Annotated in this window: 16 protein-coding genes; 1 reads left to right on the plus strand and 15 read right to left on the minus strand. The window is 39.0% G+C overall.

The features are described 5' to 3' along the window. The 15 genes from pgk to nth all read right to left on the minus strand — a co-directional run. Positions 1–659: phosphoglycerate kinase (pgk, locus tag Q7P05_RS03800; RefSeq protein ID WP_303930571.1), on the minus strand; the 659-nt coding region annotated here is incomplete at its 3' end. A gap of 14 nt (positions 660–673) precedes the next feature. Further along, a complete protein-coding gene (gene gap, locus Q7P05_RS03805) occupies positions 674–1,684 on the minus strand; it encodes a type I glyceraldehyde-3-phosphate dehydrogenase (RefSeq protein WP_005386278.1) in 1,011 nt (336 codons plus the stop codon). 58 nt (positions 1,685–1,742) lie between these two features. Then, complete coding sequence (locus Q7P05_RS03810; protein WP_060924221.1) at positions 1,743–2,768, minus strand: sugar-binding transcriptional regulator; 1,026 nt, start codon at positions 2,766–2,768, stop codon at positions 1,743–1,745. Positions 2,769–2,977: 209 nt separating this feature from the next. Continuing rightward, positions 2,978–3,604, minus strand: coding sequence for a uracil phosphoribosyltransferase (upp, locus tag Q7P05_RS03815; protein WP_295231092.1), 627 nt, complete (start codon positions 3,602–3,604; stop codon positions 2,978–2,980). Between the two features lie 172 nt (positions 3,605–3,776). After that, positions 3,777–5,009: a serine hydroxymethyltransferase gene (gene glyA, locus Q7P05_RS03820; RefSeq protein WP_303930574.1), complete on the minus strand. Its 1,233-nt coding sequence runs from the start codon at positions 5,007–5,009 to the stop codon at positions 3,777–3,779. 45 nt (positions 5,010–5,054) lie between these two features. Further along, positions 5,055–5,492: a ribose 5-phosphate isomerase B gene (gene rpiB, locus Q7P05_RS03825; RefSeq protein ID WP_227720191.1), complete on the minus strand. Its 438-nt coding sequence runs from the start codon at positions 5,490–5,492 to the stop codon at positions 5,055–5,057. An 11-nt stretch (positions 5,493–5,503) separates the two neighbouring features. After that, a complete protein-coding gene (locus tag Q7P05_RS03830; RefSeq protein WP_295803923.1) occupies positions 5,504–5,950 on the minus strand; it encodes a low molecular weight protein arginine phosphatase in 447 nt (148 codons plus the stop codon). A gap of 112 nt (positions 5,951–6,062) precedes the next feature. Then, a complete protein-coding gene (locus Q7P05_RS03835) occupies positions 6,063–7,094 on the minus strand; it encodes an L-threonylcarbamoyladenylate synthase (RefSeq protein ID WP_295869276.1) in 1,032 nt (343 codons plus the stop codon). 1 nt (position 7,095) lies between these two features. Then, entirely contained in the window at positions 7,096–7,965 is an 870-nt protein-coding gene (gene prmC, locus Q7P05_RS03840) for a peptide chain release factor N(5)-glutamine methyltransferase (protein WP_295231082.1), read from the minus strand. Next, positions 7,958–9,040 carry a peptide chain release factor 1 gene (prfA, locus tag Q7P05_RS03845; RefSeq protein WP_005386269.1) on the minus strand — a complete coding sequence of 361 codons (1,083 nt, stop codon included), beginning with the start codon at positions 9,038–9,040 and terminating at the stop codon, positions 7,958–7,960. Before prfA ends, prmC begins: the two co-directional genes overlap by 8 nt. 2 nt (positions 9,041–9,042) lie before the next feature. Further along, a complete protein-coding gene (locus Q7P05_RS03850; RefSeq protein WP_303930583.1) occupies positions 9,043–9,948 on the minus strand; it encodes a DUF1385 domain-containing protein in 906 nt (301 codons plus the stop codon). A gap of 57 nt (positions 9,949–10,005) precedes the next feature. After that, on the minus strand, positions 10,006–10,203 hold the full coding sequence (rpmE, locus tag Q7P05_RS03855; protein ID WP_004696185.1) for a 50S ribosomal protein L31: 198 nt from the start codon (positions 10,201–10,203) through the stop codon (positions 10,006–10,008). 79 nt (positions 10,204–10,282) lie between these two features. Next, positions 10,283–10,552, minus strand: a complete 270-nt coding sequence (locus Q7P05_RS03860) for a YdbC family protein (RefSeq protein WP_005386267.1) — start codon at positions 10,550–10,552, stop codon at positions 10,283–10,285. A gap of 114 nt (positions 10,553–10,666) precedes the next feature. Beyond that, complete coding sequence (locus Q7P05_RS03865; RefSeq protein ID WP_303930585.1) at positions 10,667–12,106, minus strand: hypothetical protein; 1,440 nt, start codon at positions 12,104–12,106, stop codon at positions 10,667–10,669. A 1-nt stretch (position 12,107) separates the two neighbouring features. Further along, positions 12,108–12,743, minus strand: a complete 636-nt coding sequence (gene nth, locus Q7P05_RS03870) for an endonuclease III (protein WP_005386264.1) — start codon at positions 12,741–12,743, stop codon at positions 12,108–12,110. A 123-nt stretch (positions 12,744–12,866) separates the two neighbouring features. On the opposite strand from nth, the gene Q7P05_RS03875 reads away from it, so the two are divergent. Continuing rightward, a partial coding sequence (locus Q7P05_RS03875) for a DUF896 domain-containing protein (RefSeq protein ID WP_303930588.1) occupies positions 12,867–13,166 on the plus strand: 300 nt, incomplete at its 3' end.

Raw genomic sequence — 13,166 nt, forward strand, 5'->3', positions numbered from 1 at the left:
ATACCACCGCCGATGATCATTACATCAACTTTAGGCAATAAGTTAGAAATAACGGAGATTTTATCTGTAACTTTCGCGCCACCAATAATAGCTGCCATAGGTGTTTTGGGATGTACTATAGCTGCACTTAATGCGTCAATTTCTTTTTTGAGCAAGAAACCTGCTGCCATAGGGATATAATCAGCAATACCGACTACAGATGCCGCATTACGGTGAGATACACCAAACGCATCATTGATAGCAACATCTGCAAGAGATGCCAATTGCTTAGCAAACTCAGGGTCATTTTTAGTTTCTTCATTGTGGTAACGCAAGTTTTCAAGCATCAATACATCGCCAGGTTGTAATGCTTTTACAGCTTCTTCAACCTTAGGGCCAATGCAGTCATCCACGAATGCTACTGGTTTATTGATAAGTTCAGATAAATGCTTTGCACATGGTGCTAAAGACATTTCCGGTTTGCGTTCCCCTTTTGGACGACCAAAGTGAGAAGCAAGAATAACCTTTGCCCCTTTTTCAATTAAATAATTGATAGTAGGCAATGCACTACGAATACGAGTGTCATCAGTGATGACACCGTCTTTCATAGGAACATTAAAATCAACACGAACAAATACTGTTTTGTTGTCTACTTGTAAACCATCGATTGTTAGTTTCATCAAAGCCTCCCAGATTATAAGCCTTTGCTTGCTACGAATGCTGCCATGTCGATAAGACGTTCGGAGTAGCCCCATTCGTTATCATACCAAGAAACAACTTTTACCATGTTGCCATCCATAACCATTGTTAAATCAGCATCAACAATGGAGCTGCGAGGATCAGAGCTGAAATCACAGGATACCAATGGTACATCGGATACACCAAGAATACCTTTTAATTCGCCAGCTGCTGCTTTGCGGAATGCTTCGTTGATTTCTTCTTTAGTAGCTGGTTTTTCAAGTTCGCAAACAAGATCTGTAGCAGATACATCTGGAGTAGGAACGCGCAATGCGAAACCGTCTAATTTACCTTTTAATTGAGGCAATACTTTTGCAACCGCTTTTGCTGCACCAGTTGTTGTAGGAATGATAGACATTGCTGCTGCACGAGCACGACGAGGGTCTTTATGACGTGCATCAAGAATTTTTTGGTCATTTGTATAGGAATGAATTGTAGTCATCATACCACGTTTGATACCGAATTCATCGCATAAAACTTTAGCAAATGGAGCCAAGCAGTTTGTTGTACAAGATGCATTAGAGATAATGTGATGTTTTGCAGGATCATACATATCTTGGTTAACGCCCATAACCATAGTTAAGTCTTCGTTTTTACCAGGTGCAGAAATCAATACTTTTTTTACAGTAGGTTGATTCAAATGAACTTTTGCTTCCTCTGCATCACGATATTTACCAGTACATTCCATAACGATTTCAACGCCTTCTTCAGACCAAGGCAATTTAGAAGCATCGCGGTCATGGAATACGCGGATTTTTTTACCGTCAACATAGATATTGTCATCATCAAATGTTACTTCATTAGGGATTGTGCCATGAACAGAGTCATATTTTAACAATAATGCAGTACCTTCATTATCGCCAGTAGCATTGATTGCTACAACCTCTACGTCAGGATTATTAATCGCTGCACGTACTACACATTTACCAATACGACCAAAACCGTTAATACCAACTTTTACTGCCATTGTTAGATCCTCCTAATAACAAAAATATTCTAACAAAATATTTAACTACTAACTTCATTTATAATGCTGAAATTTGTAACAATTGACGCATACCTTCTGCAGCTTGCTCATCGATGATTAGTATACCTTTTTGACAAGCTCTCATAACACCTATAATGGCACTCGATTTATCTTGTCCTCCAGCCACAGCAATCACATTGGGAATTTTTGCAACATCAGGAAGTGATAAACCAATATTATTAGTGGAATAAATCAACTTACCATCTATATCGCAATATTGACCAAGAGCTTCGCCAACAGCATGATTATCTACTAACTGCTTACGCACATCATCAGCTATATGGCGTTGATCCGCCATTCTCATAGCTGTACCAATACCAAACAAGAGTACGTCAGTCCTACTAATAAGATCACCAATTTCCTTGATTTGAGGTTCGCAAGTCATGAGCATATGCAATGAGTCTTGTGAAAGTCCATCAGGTAAATGGAGCATTTTATAGGTACCGCGAAGCCGTTCAGCAAGTACCGAAGCAATTACGTTAGCTTGATATTCTACAACCTCACCAACGCCACCACGGGCCGGTACAACAATAGGATTAAATGGTAATACAGGCATCTCCTCAGCTACTGCAGCCATTGTACTGCCACCACTGATGGCAACTACAGAGTCCGGTTCTAATAATTCCTGTAATAACTTTGCTGCTGCAAAGCCTAGTTTTTTTACCATCAACGTTCCTTCAGTAGGAGTGATGATAACCCTATCGATATGAAGTGCTTCAGTCAATCGATGTTCTAGCTCGTTAATACGATCTAATTCATTTAAAAAATTTCGCAACTTTGGAACAATTGCATGTCCCTCATCAGTGAGAAAAATCCCTGGTTTATAAATGTCTACAAGACCATTAGCACGCATTAGCTCAATATGACTTCTTACGGTTCGCTCTGGAAGGTCCGTTGCAGTAGCTAATGTTCTACGGCCTATAGGCTCTTCATAAACTAAGTGGTTTAATATTTTGTATCGCTCCTTTAATACACTAACGATTTCAGGAACAATACGTTCACATATCATTAGAAACTCGTTCATCGGGTCCCTCCTTTACCCGTTAGGATTGTATGAATCGTTTTTCGTCCCATGTGAACAAAATTCGTCCCACCTTAAATAAAAAAATACTTTTACATTTGTATTGTATACCCTATGTAGATTTTATTCAAGACTTTATACGTAGAAAACGACATAATTTAGGGATTTTATACAGCTTTGTACCTAAATTATGTCGTTTACATATGTTTATTTTATTTTGTACCGAAGATACGGTCACCAGCATCGCCTAAGCCAGGCAAAATGTAACCATGATCATTAAGTTTTTCATCAAGGGCTGCTACGTAAATAGGAACTTCAGGATGTTCTTTATTTACTGCTTCTACACCTTCAGGAGCTGCAACAAGACACATTAATTTGATGTTTTTAGCACCTTTTTCTTTTAGCAATGTAATAGCTGCTGCCGCACTACCACCAGTAGCGAGCATTGGGTCTGTTACGATAAAGTCGCGTTCACCTACGTCAGAAGGTAACTTGCAGTAATATTCTACTGGTTTTAATGTTTCTGGATCACGGTATAAGCCGATATGACCAACCTTTGCAGTTGGAATCAAGTTAAGCATACCATTTACCATGCCTAGACCAGCACGAAGAATTGGAATAATACCCAATTTTTTACCTGCAATACGTTTGCCAGTCATTTTAGTTAAAGGTGTTTGAACCTCTACATCCTCTAATGGTAAGCTACGTGTAATTTCATAGCCCATTAACATCGTAATTTCATCAAGTAATTGTCTGAAATCTTTAGAGCCTGTTTCTACATCGCGCATCAATGTAACTTTGTGTTGAATCAATGGATGTGTCATAACATTAACTTTCATGACTGTCCTCCTATAAAACAATATACATATCCCATTCTAGCTATTAACTATCATATTTACTCTATCACAGATTAATAAATCATGCCATAAAAATATTAAAAGGGATGTGATAATACACATCCCTTTTATTGTATTTAAGCCTTATGTAAGTCTAATCGGATTAATCCAAAGATTAATACAATGGATACGCTTCACAAAGTGCTGCTACGCGTTTGCTAGCTGCTTCATGAACTGCTTTATCTTCAGGATTTTTAAGTACAGTTGCAATGATATCTGCAATTTCGTCCATATCTTTTACTTGTAAGCCACGTGTTGTAAGCGCTGGTGTACCAAGACGGATACCGCTTGTTACAAATGGGCTAGCTGGATCAAATGGAATTGTATTCTTATTACATGTAATACCTACTTCATCAAGTAAGTGTTCTGCTTCTTTACCTGTTAAACCAGTATTGCGTACGTCTACCAACATAACGTGAGTATCTGTACCACCAGATACGATTGTTAAGCCTTTTTCTTGCAATGCAGCAGCCAATGCTTTTGCATTATCGATAACTTGTTGTGCATATACTTTGAACTCTGGTTGTAATGCTTCACCAAATGCTACAGCTTTAGCAGCGATAACATGCATCAATGGACCACCTTGAATACCAGGGAAGATTGCTTTATCGATTGCTTTAGCATATTTTTCTTTGCAAAGAATCATGCCACCACGAGGACCACGCAATGTTTTATGAGTTGTGGTAGTAACGATATCAGCATATTCTACTGGGTTTGGATGTAAACCTGCTGCTACAAGACCAGCAAAGTGAGCCATATCTACCATGAAGATAGCATCAACTTCATGAGCTACATCAGCCATTTTTTTGAAGTCGATTTGACGGCTATAAGCACTACCACCAGCAATGATTAATTTAGGTTTAGCTTCTAATACGATTTTACGGAACTCATCATAATCGATTTGTTGAGTTTCTGCATCTACACCGTAAGGTACTACGTTGAAATATGTACCAGATACGTTAACTGGAGAACCATGAGTTAAGTGACCACCATGGGACAAGTTCATACCCACAATAGTGTCGCCTGGTTGTAATAATGCGAAATACACGCCAAAGTTTGCTTGAGAACCAGAGTGAGGTTGTACGTTTGCATGTTCTGCACCGAACAAGCGTTTTGCACGTTCAATAGCTAATGTTTCGATAACATCAACATTTTCACAACCGCCATAATAACGTTTACCAGGATACCCTTCTGCATATTTGTTAGTCAATACGCTACCTTGAGCTTCCATTACTGCTTGAGAAACAAAGTTTTCAGAAGCGATCATTTCTAATTTATCGCGTTGGCGTGCTAATTCTTGATTGATAACAGCTTGAATATTAGGGTCTTGTTTTTCTAAGAAACTCATGAGTATCCTCCTCGTGCAAAACGAATATATATAGGTAATGATGTATTACTTCTCTAGTGCTTTAATTTTCTCTACCCGGCGTGCATGACGACCACCTTCGAACTCTGTTTCCATGAAGATGGCTACAATATCGTTAGCTAGGCCAGGACCAATAACGCGTTCCCCCATTGTGAGAATATTAGCGTCATTATGTTCACGACATGCATGAGCAGAGAATGTATCATGACAAAGAGCAGCGCGAATACCAGCAATCTTATTTGCTGCAATACCGATACCAATACCAGTACCACAAATCAAAATACCTCTGTCTGCTTGACCAGATACGACTGCATTTGCTACAGGTACAGCAATATCAGGATAGTCGCAAGAATCAGCTGTATGACAACCAAAATCCTCTACTTCATGTCCCAATGCATTTAACAATTCCTTAACGGATGCTTTTAAATGTAATCCGCCATGATCACAACCGATTGCAACTTTCATAATTTCATCTCCTACGCCTTCTGAGGCACTGAGCTAAGACCGGCCTCTACTAAGTGATAAATTTGTTCCGCACATTGATTATATACGGTTTGATCAGATCCATATGGGTCCGTCACATCACCATCTTGACCACCCCACTCGGAAATCGTTTTAATTTTTCCTTCCTCAAACGGGAATTGGCGAAGTAGTACAGATTTGTGATCCTTCGTCATACCAATGATAAGATCTGCTGCATTCACGAGTTCCATCGTCAATGGTCTCGATTCATGATCAGAAATATCTGCAATGGAACGGATAGCTTCAACGGCTTGTTCAGTTGGCTTTGCTCCATATGCGGCAAATAGACCAGCTGATACAGTCGTCACATCCTTATGTTGCTCCGCTGCAAGGGCCCGTGTAATACCTTCAGCCATAGGGCTACGGCAAGTATTACCGGTACACACAAATAAAATATTCATAATAACATCCTTACTTAATCACATTTTGTGATTACTTTATACATTATAGCAAATTCATCCAATATGTAAAGACATATTTCTATTATCAGTGGACATTTTTATGCTAGTAAATTTACTTATAAATGATATGGTGACTAGATGCCTTTTCCATACGATTCATAATAGCAACGCCAAAACCATCATCATTAACACCTTCTGCTAAGATTAAGGTAACATGATTTTCGTTAAAATGTAATAGGCTTTTGTAAAAATCATGGCCTAATGATAAGGCATCACCATAATGACCAAAACAATGACACATAAAGCGTGTATCCCCTTTAATCAGATCATACGTTTCATGACTGACCAAACAACCGATAGGACCTTCTATACCTTCTGAAAGCTCCTTAAACGTAGATGCTATGACCTCTGGATTACCTACAACAACTGTCATAGGTGCATCAGGCGCATAATGCGTATACTTCATACCAGGAGCCTTAGGCTTAGTGGTAGCATTAACTAGAGCAGTATCATACTCAACAGTAGCCACAACATTTTCAAGTTGAGCTTTTGTAATTCCGCCCGGTCTCAATATAATGACCTTATCATCATGTACTTCCACTACAGTTGACTCTACACCAATCGTACATGGACCAGCATCTAAAATGTAGGAAATACGGCCATTCATATCATGGTAAACATCTTGTGCCGTTGTAGGACTTGGACGACCAGATATATTTGCACTAGGAGCCGCTACAGGTACACCAGCGCGTTCTAATAATGCACGGCATACCTTATGATCAGGGCAACGCAATGCCACGCGAGGTAATCCACCAGTAGCACGATCTGGCACTAAATCAGATTTAGGCAATGTAATCGTTAATGGCCCTGGCCAAAACGTATCCATTAATAGTTGTGCTGTATTTGAAACCTCTGTTACCAAAGGTTTTATACTTTCACTATTAGGAACATGTAAAATCAATGGATTATCTGAAGGACGACCTTTGGCAGCATAGATTTTATCCATCGCCTCTGGATCAAGTCCATTAGCACCGAGTCCATATACAGTTTCTGTGGGAATGGACACCAATTCACCATTACGCAATGCACTGGCAAGCATATCTAGTTCTTGTTCTGATGGATTTGTAATAATTTGAGTATCCATATTATCCCTCATATACTGCGGTTACAACACGGTTATTACCACCAAGATCAGCGATACATTGAATGTTGGAGTAATGACCAGCTTCTTTTAATAAAGCCTTTACCTCTTCTGCTTGATCGTAACCTATTTCAAAGGCTATACGACCTTGTGGTTTTAAATATGTGCCGCACTCTTTAGCTAAAATACGATAGAATTCTAATCCATCTTCACCACCAAACAAGGCAATTTGAGGCTCATTTAATACATCCTGAGATAATAATTTAGCATCCCCTGTACGGATATATGGTGGATTCGATACGATGAGGTCAAACTTTTCAGCATTACCATCTAAGGCAGAAAACATATCAGACTCTAACAATTGAACACGATCATTTAAGCTAAATCTTTCACTATTTTCCTCAGCCACTGTCAAGGCATCCGTAGATATTTCAAGACCTACACCACACGCATTCGGCAAATAGTGTAATAGACTGAGTAATATCGTACCAGGGCCCGTACATACATCAAGAATACGTACCTCACTATCTTTTGCGTACGTACCTAATACATGCTCAATTAAGGTTTCTGTATCAGGTCGTGGAATCAACACCTTATCATTAACCTTAAAGGTCAATCCCATAAAGTCCTTTTCCCCAATTATGGCCGCTACACAATGCCCCTTAGCCCGTTCTTGAACGAGTGGTCTAAAGGCATCTAGTTCCTCTTGAATAAGCGGTTGGTCATAATGGGTATATAGATAAATACGATCCTTGCCTAAAACGTGAGAAAGCAGTACTTCCCCATCAAGTCGAGGTGTATCCATCTCCTTGTTTTGAAAGTACTGCTCTGTCCACTGGAGAATACGACCGATTGTCCAAATCTCCTTATACATTTGTATTAGCCTCCTGCATTTTTGCCGCTTGGTCTGCAGCATTTAAGGCTTGAATAATTTCATCAAGATCGCCATTTAAAATAGCATCTAATTTATACAATGTTAAATTAATACGATGGTCTGTGACGCGGCCTTGAGGATAGTTATAAGTACGAATACGTTCACTACGGTCACCAGTACCAACTTGGCTCTTACGGTCTGCTGCCATGCTAGAAATAGCCTCTTGTTCAGCTTGGTCTTGCAATTTAGCACGCAATACACGCATAGCTTTTTCACGGTTTTGTAATTGAGAACGTTGGTCTTGGCATGCAACAACGATACCAGAAGGTAAGTGTGTAATACGAACAGCAGATTCTGTTTTATTGATATGCTGACCGCCCGCACCACTAGCACGATAAGTGTCGATTTTCAAGTCTTTTTCATTAACTTCAATATCAACATCTTCCATCTCTGGTAATACAGCCACAGTAACGGTAGACGTATGAACACGGCCTTGTGTTTCTGTAGCAGGTACACGTTGTACACGATGTACACCAGATTCAAATTTCATCTTAGAATATACATTTTCACCATCTACAGAGAAAATAACCTCTTTAAAGCCACCAAGTTCAGGTTCATTAGCATCGATAATCTCACAACGCCAACCTTGGCTTTCCGCATATTTTGTGTACATGCGGAACAAGTCGCCTGCGAACAATGCTGCTTCATCACCGCCAGCACCACCGCGAATTTCGATGATGATGTTTTTATCGTCATTAGGATCTTTAGGCAATAAAAGAATTTGTAATTTCTCTTCTAATTCCTCTTTTTGAGGTTTTAGCTCTTTCAATTCCTCTTGTGCCATTTCGCGGAATTCTTCATCCATGGATTTATCTTCAATAACTTCCATAGCTTCATCAATACCAGCTAATACTTTTTTATAAGTACGGAATGTTTCCACTGTTTCAGATAATTGAGCATGTTGACGTGTTAATTTACGCCACTCATCTTGGCGCGCAATCACTTCAGGGTCACTGATGCGCTGCTCCAGGTCCATAAATTTATCTTCAATAACTTGTAATTTATCTACTAACATGTTTATTCCTCTTCATAAGCATCACTCTCAGGAGGGCGAACCTCTTCAAGAGCACGTATAGCTACTTCAATTTGATCATCTTCTGGTTCACGTGTGGTCATGTATTGTAATGCAAGACCAGGTTTAATAAGAGCTTGCACCAAGGAATGCTCACTACGACCAGCAAGACGAATAACCTCGTACGCAATACCTGCCACTACGGGCATAAGAAGTACGCGGCTTACGATACGTTCTAACAAATTAGGCCAACCTAAAAAAGCAAATACAAAAATACTTACAACCATAACGATAAGTAAGAAATTTGTGCCACATCGCGGATGTAAGCGACTTTGTTTGCGAACGTTTTCTACAGTGAGAGGCAAGTCTAATTCATAAGTATGAATCGTTTTATGCTCTGCCCCATGATATTGGAAAACTCGTTGAATATCCTTTGTAAGTCCAATCCCCCAAATATAAAGTAGGAAAAGAACTAAACGAATGACACCTTCAATGAGATTTAATACAACATGATTATCCTGTACACCAGGAATAAATTTCACGATAAATGTAGGCAATGCCAAAAATACAGCTATCGCAAAGATGGTGGAAATAACCATAGTAATGGCAATTTCACTATTAGACATTTCTTCCTCTTCATCGCCAGCGGCTTTAGCGGAGAAGGACAAGGCCTTCATGCCAATAACTAGAGATTCATAGAGGGCTACACAGCCCCGAAGAAATGGTTTTTTCAAAATTGGATATGTGTCAGCAATAGATTTTGTAGGCTCTTTTTGAACTACAATGGTTCCTGATGGTTCTCGTACAGCTGTTGCTGTAACGCCAGGGCCCCTCATCATGACACCTTCGATCACAGCTTGTCCACCGACAAACTTTTTAATACGTTCTGTGTTCACAAGAGCTCCTCTCATAAACAAATAGAGGCAGAGCTCATAGCCCTGCCCATAGATGCTACATTACATGACAAATTATTTGCCGTAACGTTTGTTAAATTGTTCAATACGACCACGAGCTTGAGCTGCGCGTTGTTGACCAGTGAAGAACGGATGGCATTTGGAGCAAACGTCTACACGAAGGTCTTCTTTTACAGAGCCAGTTTTGAATGTGTTGCCACAACCGCAAGTTACTGTAGCTTCTTTATAGTCTGGATGAATACCTTGTTTCATTCTATACACCTCTTTCCGACAATCAATATTATTCTTATAGATTATAGCATGACACTTGTACAAATGCAAGTTGCCAATACTATTCCTTGGATGCTTGTTTTTCTTCAATAGACTCAGCTAGAATGGTCTCTAAGTCACTTTCATTAAGGATATCACGCAATGCGATGAGCTCCTCTAAAGAAAGGGTAATACCTTTCTTCATGCTTGTATATTCACTATCCCAAGCGCGAAGGTCAAACTTAGGATTATATTTGCCCCAGCTAGTACATGTTAATTGTTTTTTCCAACCGTCTTTATCTTCAGATAAAGTACCGATAACTTTGAAGATTTCAAAATTAATAACTGCCATGAGTCAGTCCTCCTTTCTTACACATCTGTGTAGTATGGTTCATACCTACTATATTTAGTAGTTCATATTTTTTAGGATACGATATATTTTAAACTAAATATCGGACTTTTACAATTAGTTTTTATAATCGCTATAGTCTTCAATATCTATAGATGTAGTAGGAGGCATTACTTGAGCACCTAATTCATCTACCGTAGATTTCCAATTTGTAGCTGCTTCTGTAACAGCCTTGATATAGGCTTCATCAGCAGCCTGTACAGATGAAATTAATTGGGCTTCATTATTAACATCTAATACGCGGCGGCGCACGCTGCTAAGCATATAGCCGAAGGATTCATCTGTTTGAACAAGCATGGAAATTTCTTGGATCAATGTTTGTCCAGTAGTACTACAGAAGTATGTATACCACATATATGCCAATTCAGCATCTGGGAACATCCAGTAAATATCCTCTGCTGGTACCTCTGTAGTAATATCTACATCTACATGATCCGCATAACGTTTAAATGTAAGGAAATATGCGCCACTTTCAATGAGAGCATTACGACCTAGTTCAGAAACACGGCTGTCGATACAGTAAATACCATCTTGACCTAAGGCTACATCAGTTTGACCGCCTGGCAACAAAATAGAGCGTAAAGACAAGCCATAATTTAATACTGTGAATACTGGTAATTGAGCAAATACGCCATGAGGCAATGGAATATAGTTAATTGTTTTCCACTCATCCCCTACGCGTTCACGCAAGCCAACGCGCATCTTTTTAACATCGTATTTACCATATACAATTTCGTAAGCCCCTAATGGAGTCCATTCACGAATAGCTTCTACACGCTTTTGATTCAAGAAGAATTGTAATGCCATATTATTTAAGCCCAATTGGTTTTGTGCCATTGTAGCAGGTAAGAATAATTGTGCAGTCCCTTCTGGAACAAGATTATGTAGTCCATTTGCCACTTCTTCCACAATATCTTCAGAGGATTGGAACATACCAACCGTACCTGTAAAGATATGGTCAAAATAGCTACGATGAGGCCATTGATTAATAATTTGTGCCATTGGGTATAAACGTGTCAAGATGCTATGGCACACAGGAGACGCCGTATAAAGCACAACTTTTTTATCTTCATAGGATTGAAGAATCTCTTCAACCATACCTGCATATTCTTCTACATAAGCGTAGAGAACGAGCTCGCCCGTTTTACTATGAGCTTCAATACTTTCACGAACAGGAGTTTCCCAAATAGTGCCTACATCTAGACCATCCAAGATACCTGTATCACTAATGAAATCAAATAATTCAACTCTAAAGGATGGACCATATAGAGCTTGGAATATATTCAAATCATATGGAACAGGACCAAAAGACTCGACTGTAGATTTTTCTGCTAACGCATATAAATCATCTGCTGTTACACCCCACTCACGGGAGCTAGCATTACTAGAAATCAATTGATCTAGTACTTTAAAACGCATTAACTCATTTACAATATCAATTCCCTCAATGCCATGAGTCGCACAAAGGGCAATAAATTCTTCGTTATTTACTTTCATATTAAACCTTTCCAGCTGAAGGACATACATGATTTAAAAAACATTCTTCACATAATGGCTTACGAGCCTTACATAATTTACGTCCATGATAAATTAACCAATGATGTGCTGCAGCCCAATCTTCTTTAGGGATGGCCTTTTGCAACTTTTTCTCCATCTCTTCTGGCGTTTTAGCAATGCCCAATTTTAATCGATTAGCTACGCGGAATACATGGGTATCTACTGCAATAGCAGGCGTACCGAACAATACGGACACAACTACGTTAGCCGTTTTACGACCAACACCAGGTAATTCTACCAGCTGATCAAATTCACGCGGTACCTCACCATGATATTGTTCTACCAAAATTTGGCAGGTAGCAATTAAGTTTTTCGCTTTGGACTTATAAAGACCGCAATCTTTAATAAGAGTTTCAAGTTTTGTAACCCCTATTTCAAGCATTTTAGCAGGATGATTTAATTCAGGAAACAATCGTTTCGTAACGATATTAACCCGCTCATCCGTACATTGTGCAGATAAAACAACGGCTACTAATAATTCGAATTCATTTGTATACTCAAGGGCAGGTTTTGCATCAAAATAATGCTCTTGCAACAATTTCAATTGCTCTGCCTTTATCGCTTTTGTTACACGCATACAGCTCTCCTTTCTCACTTGTGAAAGTACAGACGCGTACAACTTATATCTTACCATACGTATTCATTTAGTTCTATGTTATAATAAATCATGTTATTCTAATATAGAATACAGGAGGTCAATATGAGTAATATTAACGATACATTAAAGCGCATAAATGAACTAGCAGCAAAGAAAAAATCTGGGCAACAACTCACACCAGAGGAATTAGCAGAAAAAAAAGAACTTTATGAAATCTACTTATCATTCATTCGAGGTCAAATTACAGATACTTTAGATCGCGTTGAATTTGTAGATCCAGAAACCGGTGAACGAACTGCTCCAAAACGAGCTCTAGAAAATTTGGCTAAGGAAGCTGACCAAGATATTAAAGAACATAAAGATATTCACTTTTTCTGCCAATTTAAGTTACCGTTACAAAGT

This window comes from Veillonella dispar (assembly GCF_937975875.1).
Classification (GTDB): domain Bacteria; phylum Bacillota; class Negativicutes; order Veillonellales; family Veillonellaceae; genus Veillonella; species Veillonella dispar_B.

Excerpts from the sequence above, each read along its gene's own strand:
- Q7P05_RS03830 (WP_295803923.1), bottom strand. The coding sequence starts at position 5,950 with ATGAATATTTTATTTGTGTGTACCGGTAATACTTGCCGTAGCCCTATG.
- Q7P05_RS03810 (WP_060924221.1), bottom strand. The coding sequence starts at position 2,768 with ATGAACGAGTTTCTAATGATATGTGAACGTATTGTTCCTGAAATCGTT.
- prmC (WP_295231082.1), bottom strand. The coding sequence starts at position 7,965 with ATGTATAAGGAGATTTGGACAATCGGTCGTATTCTCCAGTGGACAGAG.
- nth (WP_005386264.1), bottom strand. The coding sequence starts at position 12,743 with ATGCGTGTAACAAAAGCGATAAAGGCAGAGCAATTGAAATTGTTGCAA.
- glyA (WP_303930574.1), bottom strand. The coding sequence starts at position 5,009 with ATGAGTTTCTTAGAAAAACAAGACCCTAATATTCAAGCTGTTATCAAT.
- gap (WP_005386278.1), bottom strand. The coding sequence starts at position 1,684 with ATGGCAGTAAAAGTTGGTATTAACGGTTTTGGTCGTATTGGTAAATGT.
- upp (WP_295231092.1), bottom strand. The coding sequence starts at position 3,604 with ATGAAAGTTAATGTTATGACACATCCATTGATTCAACACAAAGTTACA.
- prfA (WP_005386269.1), bottom strand. The coding sequence starts at position 9,040 with ATGTTAGTAGATAAATTACAAGTTATTGAAGATAAATTTATGGACCTG.
- Q7P05_RS03860 (WP_005386267.1), bottom strand. The coding sequence starts at position 10,552 with ATGGCAGTTATTAATTTTGAAATCTTCAAAGTTATCGGTACTTTATCT.
- rpiB (WP_227720191.1), bottom strand. The coding sequence starts at position 5,492 with ATGAAAGTTGCAATCGGTTGTGATCATGGCGGATTACATTTAAAAGCA.
- Q7P05_RS03865 (WP_303930585.1), bottom strand. The coding sequence starts at position 12,106 with ATGAAAGTAAATAACGAAGAATTTATTGCCCTTTGTGCGACTCATGGC.
- Q7P05_RS03850 (WP_303930583.1), bottom strand. The coding sequence starts at position 9,948 with ATGAGAGGAGCTCTTGTGAACACAGAACGTATTAAAAAGTTTGTCGGT.
- Q7P05_RS03835 (WP_295869276.1), bottom strand. The coding sequence starts at position 7,094 with ATGGATACTCAAATTATTACAAATCCATCAGAACAAGAACTAGATATG.
- rpmE (WP_004696185.1), bottom strand. The coding sequence starts at position 10,203 with ATGAAACAAGGTATTCATCCAGACTATAAAGAAGCTACAGTAACTTGC.